12 protein-coding genes are annotated in these 15469 nt (G+C 70.0%); 8 read left to right on the plus strand and 4 right to left on the minus strand.

Annotation, left to right across the window (positions count from 1 at the left end; translation table 11 throughout):
* The first annotated feature begins 74 nt into the window (after nt 1-74).
* Nucleotides 75-665: a 50S ribosomal protein L15e gene (locus tag ACFQI8_RS06820; protein WP_390243612.1), complete on the plus strand. Its 591-nt coding sequence runs from the start codon at nt 75-77 to the stop codon at nt 663-665.
* 107 nt (nt 666-772) lie between these two features.
* Entirely contained in the window at nt 773-1006 is a 234-nt protein-coding gene (locus ACFQI8_RS06825) for a hypothetical protein (RefSeq protein WP_390243613.1), read from the plus strand.
* A gap of 51 nt (nt 1007-1057) precedes the next feature.
* Here ACFQI8_RS06825 and ACFQI8_RS06830 read toward each other — a convergent pair whose 3' ends face one another.
* Nucleotides 1058-1420, minus strand: a complete 363-nt coding sequence (locus ACFQI8_RS06830) for a rhodanese-like domain-containing protein (protein ID WP_390243614.1) — start codon at nt 1418-1420, stop codon at nt 1058-1060.
* Nucleotides 1421-1561: 141 nt separating this feature from the next.
* On the opposite strand from ACFQI8_RS06830, the gene ubaA reads away from it, so the two are divergent.
* Nucleotides 1562-2374 carry an SAMP-activating enzyme E1 gene (gene ubaA / locus ACFQI8_RS06835; protein ID WP_390243616.1) on the plus strand — a complete coding sequence of 271 codons (813 nt, stop codon included), beginning with the start codon at nt 1562-1564 and terminating at the stop codon, nt 2372-2374.
* A 47-nt stretch (nt 2375-2421) separates the two neighbouring features.
* Here the strand turns inward: ubaA and ACFQI8_RS06840 are convergent, their stop codons facing one another.
* The 3 genes from ACFQI8_RS06840 to ACFQI8_RS06850 all read right to left on the minus strand — a co-directional run bounded on the left by ACFQI8_RS06840 (nt 2422) and on the right by ACFQI8_RS06850 (nt 7964).
* Nucleotides 2422-4080 (minus strand): methyl-accepting chemotaxis protein, encoded by a 1659-nt coding sequence (locus tag ACFQI8_RS06840; RefSeq protein WP_390243618.1) that lies wholly within the window; start codon nt 4078-4080, stop codon nt 2422-2424.
* 246 nt (nt 4081-4326) lie between these two features.
* Entirely contained in the window at nt 4327-6789 is a 2463-nt protein-coding gene (locus tag ACFQI8_RS06845; protein ID WP_390243619.1) for a methyl-accepting chemotaxis protein, read from the minus strand.
* Nucleotides 6786-7964, minus strand: coding sequence for an ABC transporter substrate-binding protein (locus ACFQI8_RS06850; protein WP_390243759.1), 1179 nt, complete (start codon nt 7962-7964; stop codon nt 6786-6788). The genes ACFQI8_RS06845 and ACFQI8_RS06850 overlap by 4 nt, the downstream gene beginning before the upstream one ends.
* Nucleotides 7965-8245: 281 nt before the next feature.
* Between ACFQI8_RS06850 and mutS the strand changes: the two genes are divergently transcribed.
* From mutS to ACFQI8_RS06875, 5 genes are all read left to right on the plus strand, one after another.
* A complete protein-coding gene (gene mutS / locus ACFQI8_RS06855; protein ID WP_390243621.1) occupies nt 8246-11020 on the plus strand; it encodes a DNA mismatch repair protein MutS in 2775 nt (924 codons plus the stop codon).
* Nucleotides 11017-13248 carry a DNA mismatch repair endonuclease MutL gene (gene mutL / locus ACFQI8_RS06860; protein WP_390243622.1) on the plus strand — a complete coding sequence of 744 codons (2232 nt, stop codon included), beginning with the start codon at nt 11017-11019 and terminating at the stop codon, nt 13246-13248. The genes mutS and mutL overlap by 4 nt, the downstream gene beginning before the upstream one ends.
* 118 nt (nt 13249-13366) lie before the next feature.
* Nucleotides 13367-13669, plus strand: coding sequence for a hypothetical protein (locus ACFQI8_RS06865; protein WP_390243623.1), 303 nt, complete (start codon nt 13367-13369; stop codon nt 13667-13669).
* 87 nt (nt 13670-13756) lie between these two features.
* On the plus strand, nt 13757-14713 hold the full coding sequence (gene kdgK1 / locus ACFQI8_RS06870; RefSeq protein WP_390243625.1) for a bifunctional 2-dehydro-3-deoxygluconokinase/2-dehydro-3-deoxygalactonokinase: 957 nt from the start codon (nt 13757-13759) through the stop codon (nt 14711-14713).
* Between the two features lie 83 nt (nt 14714-14796).
* Nucleotides 14797-15441 (plus strand): DUF6663 family protein, encoded by a 645-nt coding sequence (locus ACFQI8_RS06875; RefSeq protein WP_390243626.1) that lies wholly within the window; start codon nt 14797-14799, stop codon nt 15439-15441.
* The last annotated feature ends 28 nt before the right edge of the window (nt 15442-15469 follow it).

Raw genomic sequence — 15469 nt, forward strand, 5'->3', positions numbered from 1 at the left:
CACGCACGGGACGAAATGTGGTCTCGGGGGAGTTCCCCGACGGACTGAATCGCAAGCGCCCGCGGTGATACACAATGGCACGAAGCTTCTATTCCCACATCAAGGAAGCGTGGAAGACCCCGAAGGAAGGCAAGCTGGCCGAACTCCAGTGGCAGCGAAAACAGGAGTGGCGCAACCAGGGCGCTATCGAGCGTATCGAGCGCCCCACCCGCCTCGACAAGGCCCGTGAGCTCGGCTACAAGGCCAAGCAGGGCATCGTCGTGGTCCGCGTCTCCGTCCGCAAGGGCGGCGCGCGCAAACAGCGTCACAAGGCCGGCCGACGGACGAAGCGCCAAGGCGTCAACCGCATCGGCCGCCGCAAGTCCATCCCGCGCATCGCGGAGGAGCGCGCCTCGCGCAAGCATCCCAACCTGCGCGTGCTGAACTCCTACGGCGTCGGACAGGACGGCTCCCAGAAGTGGCAGGAAGTCATCCTCGTCGACCCCGAGCACCCGGCCATCCAGAACGACGACAACCTCAACTGGATCTGCGATGACACCCACGAGGGCCGCGCCTTCCGCGGTCTCACCAACGCGGGCAAGAAGAACCGCGGTCTCCAGAACCGCGGCAAGGGCACGGAGCACATCCGTCCCTCCATCCGCGCCGGCAACGGCCGCGGCAAGTAACGCCCCGCGCACCGCGCCGATTTCTCTCTTTATCGACCGCCGAGCCGTGGCTCCGTCTCGAAGCACCCACGCTTATCGCGGCGGGGCCGGACCATCGAATCGACTGCATGGTCAGTATCGAACTCGGTGGGCCGGTGCTCGTTGCCGCCGCGGTCCTCGGCGCGGCGTGGATATACCGCGACGCGAAGCGCCGGGCGATGGACACGGCGGACGTGTGGGCCGTCGGGTTCTTCGTCGCGTTCGTCCTCCTGCCGGTGCTCGGCGGCCTCGTCGTGTTCGTCTTCTACATCCAGAACCGAAACCGACGACGCGGGTCGCCCGTCACCGTTCCCGGCGAGTGAGTCCGCGTCGCTCGCTGGGCGTCGAGAACCGTCGACAAAAACCGGAGCGACTCAGAACGGCGACGTGGGACCGAGGTCCGCCTCGCCCTCGCCTTCGGTGCCGTCTTCGACCGCGCCGTCCCACGCGTCGAAGCCGCCGCGGAGGCTGGACACGTCGGCGTCGACGTTGCTGTCCAGTACCGAGGCGACCTGCTTCGAACTCTTGCCGACGTAACACGAGACGACGACCTCGGCGGGCCACTCGCGGTCGAACACCTCGGGGCCGAGCGTCGCCGCCGGGAGGTTCTCCGAGTCGGGGATGTGGCCGGAGGCGTACGACGAGGGGTCTCGGATGTCGACGACGGCGAGGTCATGGTCATCGTCGTCGTCGGCCAGTTTCTCGCGTAGTTCGTCGGGCGTCGTCTCGGCGACCATACCCGACGTGACGGGCGGAGCGTCAAAGGCGCGTCGCTTCCGGCGATGCCGTCGCCAGCGGCGACGGTCCGCGTCCCGAGCCACGGGAATCGGTCCCGCCCGTGCCGCGGCTTTATTCGGGGGCGACGCCAACCTCGGGATATGACGCTCTCACTCGACGCCACCCAGTTGGACCGCTACTCGCGGCACATCATCATGGACGAGGTCGGCCCGGAGGGCCAGGGGCGACTGCTCTCGGCGCGGGTCGTCGTCGTCGGCGCGGGCGGGTTGGGCGCGCCGGCCATCCAGTACCTCGCGGCGGTCGGCGTCGGCGAACTCGTCATCGTCGACGACGACGTGGTCGAGCGGAGCAACCTCCAGCGGCAGGTCATCCACCGCGACGACGACGTGGGGACGCCGAAGGCCGAGAGCGCCGCCGCGTTCGTCCGTGGGCTCAACCCCGACGTGTCGGTCGAACCGGTCGAAACGCGGGTCGACAAGTCGAACGTTCACGAGGTCGTCGCGGGCGCGGACGCGGTGGTCGACGCCTCGGACAACTTCCCGACGCGCTATCTCCTCAACGACGTCTGTCGCTTCGAGGGACTCCCGCTGGTCCACGGGGCGATATACAAGTTCGAGGGACAGGCGACGACGCTCGTGCCGGACGGTCCGTGTTACCGCTGTCTGTTCCCCGAAGCGCCCGAGCCGGGGACCGTCCCCGACTGCGCGACGACGGGCGTCCTCGGCGTCCTCCCCGGGACGGTCGGCTGTATTCAGGCGACGGAGGCGATGAAGCTCCTCCTCGACGAGGGCGACGTGCTCGACGGACGGCTCCTGTTTTACGACGCGATGGACATGACGTTCGAGACGGTCCCGTACCAGAAGAACCCGGACTGCCCCGTCTGCGGCGAGGGCGGCGTCGGCTCCATCGAGGACATCGACTACGTCGAAAGCTGTGCGATCAGCCTCGACTGAGAAGAGACCGGAGAGAATTCGGGGACGTCGACCGCTCGGCGGGCGGGCTATCGGTCGAACTGGAACCCGCCGACCCCGTCTTCCGACCCCCCGTCGGTCGCCGCGCGAACCGAGTCAGCGTCCGCCCCGTCGACCACGTCGTCGAAGTCCATCGCGTCCAGTTCCTCGACCGCCGCGGCGTCGCCGCCGACGAGGGCGTCCACCCGGTCGGCGAGCGCGTCGAGCGCGACCGTCTGGTCGGCCGTCGCGTCGGTGATGTCGGTCGTCGACGCCTCGGCGGCGGTCGCGTGCTCTTGGGCCATCTGAATCGTGGTCGTGACCTCCTCGATGTTCGTCGCCTGCGAGTCGGTCGCGCGGGCGACCTCGGTGACGCCGTTGGCCGCGGAATCCGCGGCGTCCGCGATTTCAGAGAGCGAGGCGAGCACGTCCTCGATTTCGCCGGAGGCGACCTGAATCTGCTCGTGTGACTGCTCGGAGGCCAGCACCGTCTCGTCGGCCTGTTGCTGAATCTCGGCGATGCTGTCGGCGATTTCCTCCGTGTGCTCGTGGGTCTGGTTCGCAAGCTGTTTGACTTCGTCAGCGACGACCGAAAAGCCCTCGCCGGCCTCGCCCGCGCGGGCGGCCTCGATGTTCGCGTTGAGCGCGAGCAGGTTCGTCCGGTCGGCGACCTCCGCGATGACCTCGACGACCTCCTCGATGACGCCCATGCGCTGTTGGAGTTCGGTCACGCTGTCGAGCAGTTCGTCGGAGATGTCGATGACTTGGTCGGTCGCGCTCCGGATGCTCTGTCCCGCCTCGTGGCCGTTTTCGGCGGCCACGCGGGCCTGATTCGCCGCCGACGCCACCTCGTCGGAGGTGGCCGCAATCTCCTCCATGCTGGCAGAGAGTTCTTGCATCTCCTCCGCACCGGTCGACAGGAGGTCCGCCTGTTCGGTGACCTGCGACTCGATGTCGGTCGCGGCGGTCGCGGCGCGCTGAATCGCGCCGCCGAGGTCCGCCGTCGTGGCGTCGACGTCGTTCGCGAGGCGGTCGAACCGGGTCGCCATCTCGTTGAGGTCCGAGACGACCGCCAGCGTCTCGTCATCGAGAACGTCGCGGTCGTCCGTGAACGACGCGCGCGCCGAGAGGTCGCCGGCCGTGAGGCTCCCGATGGTCGACGAGACCTCCTCGACGAGCGCCTCGGAGGCCCGCTGTTTCTCCACCGCGTCGGTCCGGTCGTGGACGGCCTCGACCACGCCGACCAGTTCGTCGCCCTCGAACAGCGGCTGGGCGGTGAACGCGATGTGGCGCTTCGCGCCGTGTCGGTCCGTCATCGTGCTGGTGTCGCGGTAGAGCCGTCGGGCCTCGTCGACCACGTCGAGGCCGTGGACGACGTCGGCACCCCGCGGGTCGTCGAGCACCTTGTCGGCGAGCGTCTTCGCCCGCCGGCCGTCCGGGTAGAACAGTTCGCTCACGTGGACCGACCCGAGCGCCTCCGCCGCGGGAACTCCCGTGAGCGTCGTAATCGGGTCGTTCCACGCGATGACCCGCCCGTCGGTGTCGAGGACGAACACCGGCATCCCCACGCCGTCGAGCAGGGCACCGGTGTGCAACTGCTCGGCCGCCGCCGCGACCGTCCCTCGTTCGTCAGCCTGTGCGCCGCCGTCGGTCCGCGTCCGAGCCCCGACCCCCGGGACCAGCGCCGCGAGTCGCGAAAGCAGGTCCATACGTCCTCCCCACGCGGATTGCCGGTATAACGCTACGCTCTCGGTTATCAAATTTAATACCCGTTGGTACAGAATCGGTACACTCCGGCGGCCGGGTGCGGGAAACGGACGGTTCAGAAATGCGGTCGTCGCATGGAAGGGCTGAACGGGGAACCCGAGAGGTCCGAAACGAGGGTGGAAGGACCGAGTCTGGGGACAGCGGCTCAGACGGTTGCGAAACCGCGCTTTGGCGGAGCGGTCGCGGCGTCAGTCGATTCGGGCGGAACGGTCGTCGGCAGAGCGGTCGGTGTCGTCGTCGCGTCCGCCGTCGGTCGTCGGCGCGTCGAGTTCGGCGACCGAAGCGCCGTCAGAGTCGGCGAGCGCGCCGTCGCGGTCCGCGGCGTCGTGGTCGACGGTGAACTCGGAGACGAGCGACATCAGCCGCTCGGACTGGGTGGCGAGGCGGTCCGCGCCGTCGGAGACCTCGCTGAGCGAGGCGGTCTGTTGTTCGGCCGCGGCCGCGACCGACTCGGCGCGCTCGGCGGTCTCGTCGCTGATATCGGAGACGCGGTCCATCATCGACGCGACCTCCTCGGTCGAGGCGGCCTGCTCGTCGGTGGTCCGGCTGATTTCGTCGACGCCGTCGGTCGTCTCGCGGACGTTCTCGACGATGGTGTCCAGCGAGTCGCGGGCGGTCTGGACCGCGTCGACGCCGGAGTCGACGGCGTCGCGGGTCTCGCGCATCTCGGAGACGGACGCCGCGGACTTCGCTTGAACCTCCTCGATGGTCGCCTCGATTTCCTCGGCGGAGGCCTTGGTCTCACCGGCGAGTTCCTTGACCTCGTTGGCGACGACCGAGAAACCCTCGCCGGCCTCGCCCGCGCGAGCGGCCTCGATGTTCGCGTTGAGCGCGAGGATGTTCGTCTGCTCCGCGATGTCGGTGATGAGTTCGACGATGTCGCCGATTTCGGCCATGTCGCCTTCGAGGTCCTCGATGCGGTCGACCGTCCGGCTGGTCTGGGTCTCGACGGTCTCGATGGTGTCGATGGCGTTGGCGGCCGCCTCGTGGCCGTCCTCGCTCGCTTCGAGGGTGTGTTGGGCCGTGCGTTCGAGTTCGCTCGCCGAGGAGGCGACCTCCTCGATGGTCGCAGAGAGGTTGCTCGTCTCGCCCGTCGTCTGCCGGAGGTTCTCGCGCTGTTCGTGCGCGCCCTCGGCCATGACCTGCGTGGACTCGCTGACCTGTCGACTCGCGCGCTCTATCTCCTGAGAACTCGCGGTGACCTCCTGACTGGCCGCGGCGACGGTCTCGGCGAACTCGACGACCTCCGCGACGGTCGCTTCGAGCTCGTCGGCCATGTCGTTGAACGACCGCGCCATCTCGTTCATCGCGTCGTTGTCGGCGTCCTCCGACATCCGGCGCGTGAGGTCGCCGTCGGCGGCGTCGGCCATCGTCTCGCTGAACTCGGCGGCCTTCGCTTCGAGTTCGGTGATGAGCGCTTCCAGTTCCGTGTGCGTCTGGCCCATCGACTCGCCGAACGACCCCGGGATGTCCTCGTCGAGGACGGGGTCGTCGAAGCGCTTGTCCGCGAGCGCTTCGGCCTGCCCGGCGACGGTCGTCAGGTACGTCTGCATCGACTCGAAGGAGTCGTACAGCCGACCCATCTCGTCGATGCGGGCGGTGTTCGGGAGGTCGCCGTCGACCTCGCCGTTGGCGATATCGTCGGCGTTGCGGGCGACGACCGAGAGGGACCGCGCGGTGCCGCGGCCGATGGTCGCGCCGACGAGGAACAGCGCGCCGACGGCGAAGGCGACGAGGAGCATCACGTTCGTCGTCACCTGCGACTGGAGCGCGAACGCCCGGTCGGCCGGGACGTGGTAGGTGAGCACCCAGTCGGTGCCGGTGATGGGCGCGTACGCCATCGCGTAATCGCCGGGCTCCATGCCCGTGCGGGCGGAGACGACCTCGTAGCCGGTCTGCCCCGATAGCGCGGCGTCGATGGCCTCGATGGACGAGCCATCGGTGGCCGCGTACTCGTCGAGGATGGACGCCTTGCGGTTGTCGAACAGGATGGTTCCCGACTCGGAGACGACCTTGGTGTCGCCGGTCGCGTAGGGCGATTCGAACTGGTGGGAGCCCGCTTCGAGCGACGCCGTCAGGACGACTGCGCCGTTGGCTCCGGACACTGGCGCGGCGAACGCGACGACCGGTTCGCCGCCGGACTCGTAGGGCGCGGAGACGGTCACGGACTGGCCCGACGCCAGCGCCGCGGCGTCGTCGGCCCACGGCGCGGACAGCGAGTCGAGCGACTGCCCGGTCGCGCTGTCGGTCGTACTGGCGACGACCGCGCCGGTGTCGGCGTCGACGTAGTGGAGCGAGCGAACGTCTCCCGAGAGTTGGATGAGTTTCCCTTCGAGCCACCGCTGGTGGTCGGCAGGCGGAGTGCCCGCCGGTTGGTCCGCGAGCGACTCGGCGAGGAACGAGACGGTCGACTCCTTCGAGGCCGCCCAGTCGGAGACCGACTTGGCCTCCGTCGACGCCGCGCCGCGAATCTGCGACTCGGTCTGCGACTCGACGACCGACTTGGTGTCGAAGTGGATGTACGCGCCCGCGCCGCCCATGACGACCACGATGAGGAGGAGCACGACCCCGAACTTCGCCGCGTAGCGCCGTCGAATCACGTTCGGAAGCGCCCGTTCGAGGAGGCTCGTCAGCCGCGAAAACGGGTTCATTGTCCACCTCGGGACTCGAAGAACTGGCGCTGGAGGAGTTCGACCTGCTCGACCGAGCCGTTGCGGACGCGCTCGACGAGGTACGAACTCAGCGGTTCGAGCGCGGCCGTGAGGTCGACCCCGCTCGACGCGCCCTGATAGTTCAGTTCGCGGCCGGCGTCGACGAGGGTCCGAACCCGGTCGAACTCGCCGACAGAGACGGTGTGTCCGGTCCCGCCCGAGACGGCCTGCAGGGCGTCGGCGATGGCCGGACCCGACGCCTCGCCGGCGTACTCCGCCGCCGTCGCCATGAGGAACAGAGCGTCGTAGGCGTTCGCCGCGTAGGGCTGGAGCGGCGCGATGTCGGAGAGCCGCTGGGTGAGGTGGAAGTAGCCGTCCGTCCGAACCGACGACAGCGAGGCGCTGTAGAAGCCCTCGTAGTAGGGCGGAATCTCGCCGTCGAACATGCCCGCGGAAAAGACCCACGGGGCCTCGTAGTCAGACGCGCCGTAGGCGTCGAGGACGCCTCCCTCCTGTCCGGGGACGCTGACGAAGCCGACCGCGTCGGGCGAGTCGGCGAACGTCTCGTCGACGACGCCGCCGAACTCCTCCGCGCCCGGGTCGTAGCTGACCTCGGTGACGACCTCCGCGTCGAGCTGGTCGCCGAGTGCGGTGCCGAGGTCGGAGCCGAAAGCCCCGTCGACGGTGAGGAGGGCGACCCGGTCGGCGTCGGCGTACTGCGGCGCGTCGAGAATCTTCGCCATCGCGGTCGCCTGCAGGCTGTCGCTCGGGACGGTCCGGCCGAAGAACTTCCGGCCGTCGGCTCGCCCGGCGTCCGAGAGCCGCGGGTTCGTGCTCGCCGGGGACATCTCCATGACGGCGTCGTCGGCCGCCTCGGGGGCGAGCGCGAGCGACACGTCGCTGACGAGGCCGCCGACGAAGCCGACGACGCCCGCGTCGGCCAGCGAGGCGTAACCGTCGGTCGCGACCGACACGGACCCCTCGGTGTCCACGGTGGTCAGTTCGACCGGCCGCCCGAGCACGCCGCCCGCCCGGTTGACGTCCTCGACCGCCTGCTCGGCGGCGCGCTTGCCGTGCGTTCCGACCTGCTCCAGCGACCCGCTGACGGGCAACATCGCCCCGAAGCGAACGGGCTCCCCGGACTCCGTTCCGAACGTCCCCACGCACCCGGACAGCGAGCCGAGCCCCACCGCGCCGGCGGCGGTGCGGAGAACCGTTCGTCTGTCGTACCTGGCTGTCACAGATTTCCCGAGACGAGTCCAGTATATAATGATGGGCCGCCAATTATCAGACGCTGTATTTTTGACAGAATTGTCCAACATCGAACACGGAATATGAATGTGCGACCACGAAACAGCCGAGCGGGTCATTTGGCCGGGGGCAGTCTCGGGGCGCGCGCACCCCCGACGGTCGGGGCATCGTAGCGTTTTATCCGCCGGCCCGCCCACGTGCGGACATGACTACTCAGGGAATCGTCGGACAGTTCCTCTCGTTGAAAGAGGAGACCGACGCCGACCTGCTCGCCATGCAGTGCGGCGACTTCTACGAGTTCTTCGCCGACGACGCCGAGACGGTCGGCCGCGAACTCGACCTCACGGTCTCCCAGAAGTCCTCGCACGGGTCGTCGTACCCGATGGCGGGCGTGCCGCTGAACGACCTGACGCCCTACCTCAAGGCGCTCGTCGAGCGCGGCTACCGGGTCGCCGTCGCCGACCAGTACGAGACCGAGTCCGGCGACCTCCGCCGGGAAATCAAGCGCGTCGTCACGCCGGGGACGCTCCTCGAAACGTCCCGCGCCGACGCGCAGTTCCTCGCGGCCGTCGTGACCGACGGCGACGGCGTCGGCCTCGCGTTCGCCGACATCACCACCGGCCAGTTCCTCGTGACCGAGGCCGCGACCGTCGACGACGCCGCGGCCGAACTCTACCGGTTCGCCCCCGTCGAAGTCCTCCCCGGCCCGGACCTGCGCGGCGACGACGAGACGCTCTCGCGCCTGCGCGAGGCCACGGACGCCTCCTTCTCGCTTTTCTCCACCGAGGCGTTCGCGCCGGGTCGCGCCCGCCACGCCGTCCGCGAGCAGTTCGGCGCGTCCACGGTCGACAGCGTCGGCCTCGACTCCGACCTCGCGACCCGCGCCGCCGGCGGCGTCCTCGCCTACGTCGAGGAGACGGGCGCGGGCGTCCTCCGGTCGATGACGCGCCTGCAGGTCTACCACCCCTCGGACCTGCTCGAACTCGACGCGACCACCCAGCGCAACCTCGAACTCACGGAGACGATGCACGGCGACCGCTCGGGGTCGCTGTTCGACACGATAGACCACACTGTCACCTCGCCCGGCGGCCGCCTCCTCCGCGAGTGGCTGACCCGCCCGCGACGCGACCGCGACGAACTCGCCCGCCGCCTCGACGCCGTGGAGTCGCTCGCGTCGGCGGCCCTCGCCCGCGAGCGCGTCCGCGAGGTGCTCGACGGAGCGTACGACCTCGAACGGCTCGCCTCCCGGTCGGCGTCCGGGAGCGCCGGCGCGTCAGACCTGCTTTCGGTCCGCGACACGCTCTCGGTGCTTCCCGACCTCGCAGACGCCATCGAGGGGACCGAGCTCGCGGGCTCTCCGCTCGCGGAGGTCGTCTCGCGGCCCGACCGGGACGCCGCGGCCGACCTCCGGGCGGAACTCGCCGACGCGCTCGCCGAGGACCCGCCGAAGACGGTCACCCAAGGCGGGTTGTTCCGGAAGGGCTACGACGACGACCTCGACGACCTCATCGAGCGCCACGAGTCGGCGAAGTCGTGGCTCGACACGCTCGCCGACCGCGAGAAGCGGGCCCACGGCCTCTCGCACGTCACCGTCGACCGCAACAAGACCGACGGCTACTACATCCAGGTCGGCAAGTCGGTCGCCGACCAAGTGCCCGAGCACTACCGACAGATAAAGACGCTCAAGAACTCCAAGCGCTTTGTCACCGAGGAGTTAGAGGAGAAGGAACGCGAGATTCTCCGGCTCGAAGAGGCCCGCGGCGACCTCGAATACGAACTGTTCGGGGACCTCCGCGAGCGGGTGGCCCGGCGCGCCGAACTCCTGCAGGACGTGGGCCGGACCATCGCCGAGGTTGACGCGCTGGCGTCGCTCGCGACCCACGCCGCCGGCAACGGGTGGACGCGCCCCGAACTCACCGAGGCCGGCGCGCTCGATATCGAGGCCGGTCGCCACCCGGTCGTGGAGACGACGACGGACTTCGTCCCGAACGACCTCCGCATGGACGACGACCGCGGCTTCCTCATCGTCACCGGGCCGAACATGTCCGGCAAATCGACGTATATGCGACAGGCGGCGCTCATCACGCTCCTCGCGCAGGTGGGGAGCTTCGTCCCCGCGCGTTCGGCGACCGTCGGCGTCGTCGACGGCATCTACACACGCGTCGGCGCGCTGGACGAACTCGCACAGGGGCGCTCGACGTTCATGGTCGAGATGCAGGAGCTGAGCAACATCCTCCACTCGGCGACCGAGGACTCGCTCGTCATCTTAGACGAGGTGGGCCGCGGGACCGCCACCTACGACGGCATCTCCATCGCGTGGGCGGCCACCGAGTACCTCCACAACGAGGTGCGCGCGAAGACGCTGTTCGCCACGCACTACCACGAGCTGACGAGCCTCGCGGACCACCTCGACCGCGTCGCCAACGTCCACGTCGCGGCCGACGAGCGCGACGGCGACGTGACGTTCCTCAGGACCGTCGTCGACGGGCCGACCGACCGGAGCTACGGGATTCACGTCGCCGACCTCGCGGGCGTCCCGCGCCCGGTGGTCGACCGCGCCGGCGACGTGCTCGACCGACTCCGCGAGGAGAAGGCAATCGAGGCGAAAGGGGCCGGCAGTTCGGAGCCGGTACAGGCCGTCTTCGACGTGGGAAGCGGGCAGATGAACGTCGCCGAGGCCGGCGGGTCTGGCGGGTCTGGTGGCAGTTCGGCCGGCTCTGGCGCGCCCGCGAACGGCGCGACTGGCAACGACGCGGCGGGCAACGGCTCGGTGGACGCGGCCGCGGCCGTCGAGTCGAGGTCCGAAACGGGCGACGCCGGGACCGAGGCGGAGGCCGAGGGCGAGCCCGCGCTGGACCCGGAGACCGCGGCCGTCCTCGACGAACTGCAATCGACCGACGTGAACGACACGTCGCCGCTGGACCTGATGGCGAAGGTGCAGGCGTGGCAGTCGAAACTGGACGGCGGTGACGGCGAATGAGCGACATCAGACAGCTCGACGAGAAGACCGTCCAGCGCATCGCCGCCGGCGAGGTGGTCGAGCGGCCCGCCTCGGTCGTCAAGGAGCTGTTCGAAAACAGCCTCGACGCGGACGCGACGCGCATCTCCGTGGCCGTCGACGCCGGCGGCGTGGAGGGCGTCCGCATCCGCGACGACGGCGTCGGCATGAGCGAGGAAGACCTCGAACTCGCCGTCCGCGAGCACACGACGAGCAAAATCGGCGACATCGAGGACCTCGAAGCCGGCGTCGGCACGCTCGGCTTCCGCGGCGAGGCGCTCCACACCATCGGCGCGGTGTCGCGGCTGACCATCCGGTCGAAGCCCCGCGGCGGCGACGTGGGCACGGAACTGCAATACGAGGGCGGCCAGGTCGAGTCGATTCGACCCGCCGGCTGTCCCGAGGGGACCGTCGTCGAGGTCGACGACCTGTTTTACAACACGCCCGCCCGCCGGAAGTTCCTCAAGACGACGGCGACCGAGTTCGACCACGTCAACGCGGTCGTCACCCACTACGCGCTCGCTAACCCCGACGTGGCCGTCTCGCTCGAACACGACGACCGCGAGGTGTTCGCCACCGAGGGCCGCGGCGACCTGCAATCGACCGTGCTCTCGGTGTACGGCCGCGAGGTCGCGGAGTCGATGGTCCCCGTGGACCACGACGCCCCCGGCGTCTCCGTCTCGGGACTCGTGAGCCACCCCGAGACGACCCGGAGCACCCGCGACTACCTCTCGACGTTCGTCAACGACCGCTACGTCACCGACCGCGTGCTCCGCGAGGCCGTCCTCGAGGCCTACGGCGGCCAACTCGACGCCGACCGCTACCCCTTCGCGGTGCTGTTCGTCGACGTCGCGCCCGACGCCGTGGACGTGAACGTCCACCCGCGGAAGATGGAGGTCCGCTGGGACGACGAGGCGGGCGTCAAGCGCGAGGTGACCGAGGCGGTCGAAGACGCCCTCTTGAGCAACGGTCTCGTCCGGTCGTCGGCTCCGCGGGGCCGGTCGAAAGCCGACGAGGCGGCCATCGAACCCGGTTCGCCAGACGGTGACGACGCCGCCCAACTGGACCCCCACGAGGTCCGGGAAGCGGAGCCAGATGACGAATCGGGAGACGCGGACTCCACGTCAGCGCGAGACGTGCAGTCGGCGCGGGAGGCTCGGGAGTCACGAGCGGCCCGCGAATCCGACGCCCGGGCGAACCCTGACGCGACGGCGACCGACGACGCCGACCCGGACACCACGACTGCAACTGAACGCGAGGCGGGCATCGACGCCGGTACTCCGGCTGACGGCGACGCCGATGCATCCACCGAAACAGCCGCCGAGTCGCCCGACCAGACCTCAACGCCGTCGTCCGCGCCGCCGACGCCGCCCCGCGAGTACGACCTCGCGCCGGGACCGGAGACGACCGAGCAGTCGTCGCTTTCGACCGACGACGGAGGCGAGTCGGAACCGACGCCGGACGCGGAGTCGTCGGCCGAATCCGAGGCGGACGAGAGAGCGTCCCGAGGCCCTCCCTCGCGCAGTACCGCGCCGACGACCCAGCGCGACCTCTCGGGCGAGGAGGCGGACCTCTCGCCGGCGTTCGACTCGCTCCCGCCGATGCGAATCATCGGCCAACTCGCGGACACCTACATCGTCGCCGAGACCGACGAGGGGCTGGTCCTCGTCGACCAGCACGCCGCCGACGAGCGCGTGAACTACGAGCGCCTGAAGGGCGAGGTCGAAGGCGACACGCCGACGCAGGCGCTGGCCGAGTCGGTCGAACTCGAACTCACCGCGCGCGAGGCGGCGCTGTTCGCGGAGTACCGCGAGGCGCTGGCGCAGGTGGGCTTCCACGCCGGGCGAACCGGCGAGCGGACCGTCTCGGTGCGGACCGTGCCGGCGGTGTTCGACGCCGCGCTCGACCCCGGCCTGCTCCGCGACGCGCTGACGGCGTTCGTCCGCGAGGAGGTCGACGGCGGCCGGAAGACCGTCGACGCCGTCGCCGACGAACTGCTGTCGGACCTCGCGTGTTACCCCTCGATTACGGGTAACACGTCGCTCCGGGAGGGCTCCGTGCTCGACTTGCTCGCGGCGCTCGACGACTGCGAGAACCCCTACGCCTGCCCGCACGGGCGTCCGGTCATCGTCGAGTTCGACCGCGACGAAATCGCCTCGCGCTTCGAGCGCGACTACCCCGGCCACGGCGGGCGACGACGCGAGGAGTAGCCCGGGCGGGTCGGTCGGCGCGGCCGACTCGTCACGGTGGTCTCGCCACCCGCTCCCGGTTCTCGGAATCGATAGCCGCGGCGAGGATTCAAGTCCGGGCACCGAGACGGTGGAGGCGATGAACCCGTTGGTCGCGCTGGGCATCTGCTTCGGGCCGCTGGTGCTCGTCGTCTCGTATCTCTTCACCGCGGCGACGGGGCCGAGCGTGCCGCCGTGGGCCGACGCGGCCGGGCAGGCGATTCGGCTCTACGGGACGGCGGCCGCCGTAATCGTCGGGCCGCTGGCGCTCCACGCCGACCGGCTCGACCTCGCCCGCGAGAGCGACTGGGTTCCCTCGCCCGTGTACTACCTCGTGGCGGTTCCGTTCCTGAGCATCCCCATCGCGTTTATCTACCTCGTCCGACGGTTGACCGCCGCGTGACCCGGCCGGGAGGGCGGCCGAATCGACCGCGGGCGCGAGCCTCGTCGGCAACGCCGGAGGTTTATATCGCGCCCGCGAACGGCCCCCATGACCGAATTCGTGACCTTCGGCGAGACGATGCTTCGGCTGTCGCCGCCGCGTGGCGAGCGACTCGAAACCGCCCGCGAACTCGAAGTGCAGGCGGGCGGCGCGGAGTCGAACGTCGCCGTCGCCGTCGCCCGACTCGGACGGGACGCCGCGTGGTTCTCGAAGCTCCCCGACTCGCCGCTCGGACGGCGCGTCGTCGGCGAACTCCGGAGCCACGGCGTCGACACCGACGGCGTCGTCTGGGCCGACGACTCCCGACAGGGCGTCTACTACCTCGAACACGGGGCGGCCCCGCGCCCGACGAACGTCGTCTACGACCGCGCCGACGCGGCCGTGACGACGCTGGAGACGGGCGAGTTCGACCTCGACGCCGTCCGCGACGCCGAGGTGTGCTACACGACCGGCATCACGCCCGCGCTCTCCGAGACGCTCCGCGAGACCACGGCCGACGTGCTCGACGCGGCGCGGGACGCCGGGACGACGACCGCCTTCGACCTGAACTACCGGACGAAGCTCTGGTCGCCCGACGAGGCGGCCGAGGCCTACCGCGACCTGCTCGGTTCCATTGACCTGCTTTTCGCCGCCGAGCGCGACGCGGCGACCGTCCTCGGGCGCGACGGCGACGCCGAATCCGTCGCCCGCGGACTCGCCGAGGACTACGGTATCGAAACCGTCGTCGTCACCCGCGGCGAGGCTGGGTCGCTCGCGGTGTCCGACGGCGCGGTGTTCGAACAGGGCGTCTACGAGGCCGAGACCTACGACGCCATCGGCACCGGCGACGCGTTCGTCGGCGGCTACCTCGCAAAGCACCTCGACGGCGGGAGCGTGGCCGAGTCGCTGGAGTGGGCCTCGGCGACGGCGTCGTTCAAGCGGACCGTCGAAGGCGACATCGCCGTCGTCACCCCCGAAGACGTCGAACGCGTCGTCGCCGACGAGGGCGACGGCATCTCGCGGTAACGCCGACGGGCGTCCCGACGACCGGACGGCCGGCCGGCAGGCCGACCGGCAGGCGTATTTTCGTCCGTCCGGTAGCGGTCGGCATGGAGGTCACGACGGCCGGCCGGTTCCGGGTCTATCGCAGTCCGCGCGACGGAGACGAACTCCTCTTGCTCGAACTCCCCGACGAGCGCGTCGACTGGACCGACCCGGCCGTCCAGACCGACGCCGACGACGCCTACTCGCCGACGTACGTGCCGCAGGCCGGCTACGGTGGCGACCTCGCCGAGCGCGTCTCGGCGCTCGAACCCGGCAACGAAATCGAGGCCACCCTGCGCTGGGAGGACGGCGACCCGCGCTTTGCGGCCGTGACGGTCCGCGACCGGACCCGCTTTCGGTTCGTCGGGGCCGCGACGGGGCTGTTCGAGGCCGCCCGCGAGACGTGGCGGGCGACCGGCGACGGCGAGGCCATCGGCTCGCGCGTCACCTACGGCACCGACGGCGACCCGAACGCCGTGCTCTACGCCTTCGCGAAACAGCCCGGCGCGCGCGACCTGTTCGACGAGTTCTGCGACGGCGTCGTCCCGCTGGACCCGCTTTTGGACCGCCTCGACGACGAGACCGACGAGACCGACGCGCCCCGCGAGGTGTTCGTCTTGCGCCCCCTCGACGAGGAGTTCGTCCTCGTCGCCATCGCGCTCGACCGCGAGGGGCTGTTCGCGCGGACGATGCGCGACACCTACTGCTGACGCGCCCCGCGAATCGCGCGGGCCGACG

It is taken from the genome of Haloferax chudinovii (assembly GCF_042663345.1).
Classification (GTDB): domain Archaea; phylum Halobacteriota; class Halobacteria; order Halobacteriales; family Haloferacaceae; genus Haloferax; species Haloferax chudinovii.

What these genes read in the sequence shown, in the direction of transcription:
- ACFQI8_RS06820 (WP_390243612.1), top strand. Translation starts at nt 75, where the DNA reads ATGGCACGAAGCTTCTATTCCCACATCAAGGAAGCGTGGAAGACCCCG.
- ACFQI8_RS06825 (WP_390243613.1), top strand. Translation starts at nt 773, where the DNA reads ATGGTCAGTATCGAACTCGGTGGGCCGGTGCTCGTTGCCGCCGCGGTC.
- ACFQI8_RS06830 (WP_390243614.1), bottom strand. Translation starts at nt 1,420, where the DNA reads ATGGTCGCCGAGACGACGCCCGACGAACTACGCGAGAAACTGGCCGAC.
- ubaA (WP_390243616.1), top strand. Translation starts at nt 1,562, where the DNA reads ATGACGCTCTCACTCGACGCCACCCAGTTGGACCGCTACTCGCGGCAC.
- ACFQI8_RS06840 (WP_390243618.1), bottom strand. Translation starts at nt 4,080, where the DNA reads ATGGACCTGCTTTCGCGACTCGCGGCGCTGGTCCCGGGGGTCGGGGCT.
- ACFQI8_RS06845 (WP_390243619.1), bottom strand. Translation starts at nt 6,789, where the DNA reads ATGAACCCGTTTTCGCGGCTGACGAGCCTCCTCGAACGGGCGCTTCCG.
- mutS (WP_390243621.1), top strand. Translation starts at nt 8,246, where the DNA reads ATGACTACTCAGGGAATCGTCGGACAGTTCCTCTCGTTGAAAGAGGAG.
- mutL (WP_390243622.1), top strand. Translation starts at nt 11,017, where the DNA reads ATGAGCGACATCAGACAGCTCGACGAGAAGACCGTCCAGCGCATCGCC.
- ACFQI8_RS06865 (WP_390243623.1), top strand. Translation starts at nt 13,367, where the DNA reads ATGAACCCGTTGGTCGCGCTGGGCATCTGCTTCGGGCCGCTGGTGCTC.
- kdgK1 (WP_390243625.1), top strand. Translation starts at nt 13,757, where the DNA reads ATGACCGAATTCGTGACCTTCGGCGAGACGATGCTTCGGCTGTCGCCG.
- ACFQI8_RS06875 (WP_390243626.1), top strand. Translation starts at nt 14,797, where the DNA reads ATGGAGGTCACGACGGCCGGCCGGTTCCGGGTCTATCGCAGTCCGCGC.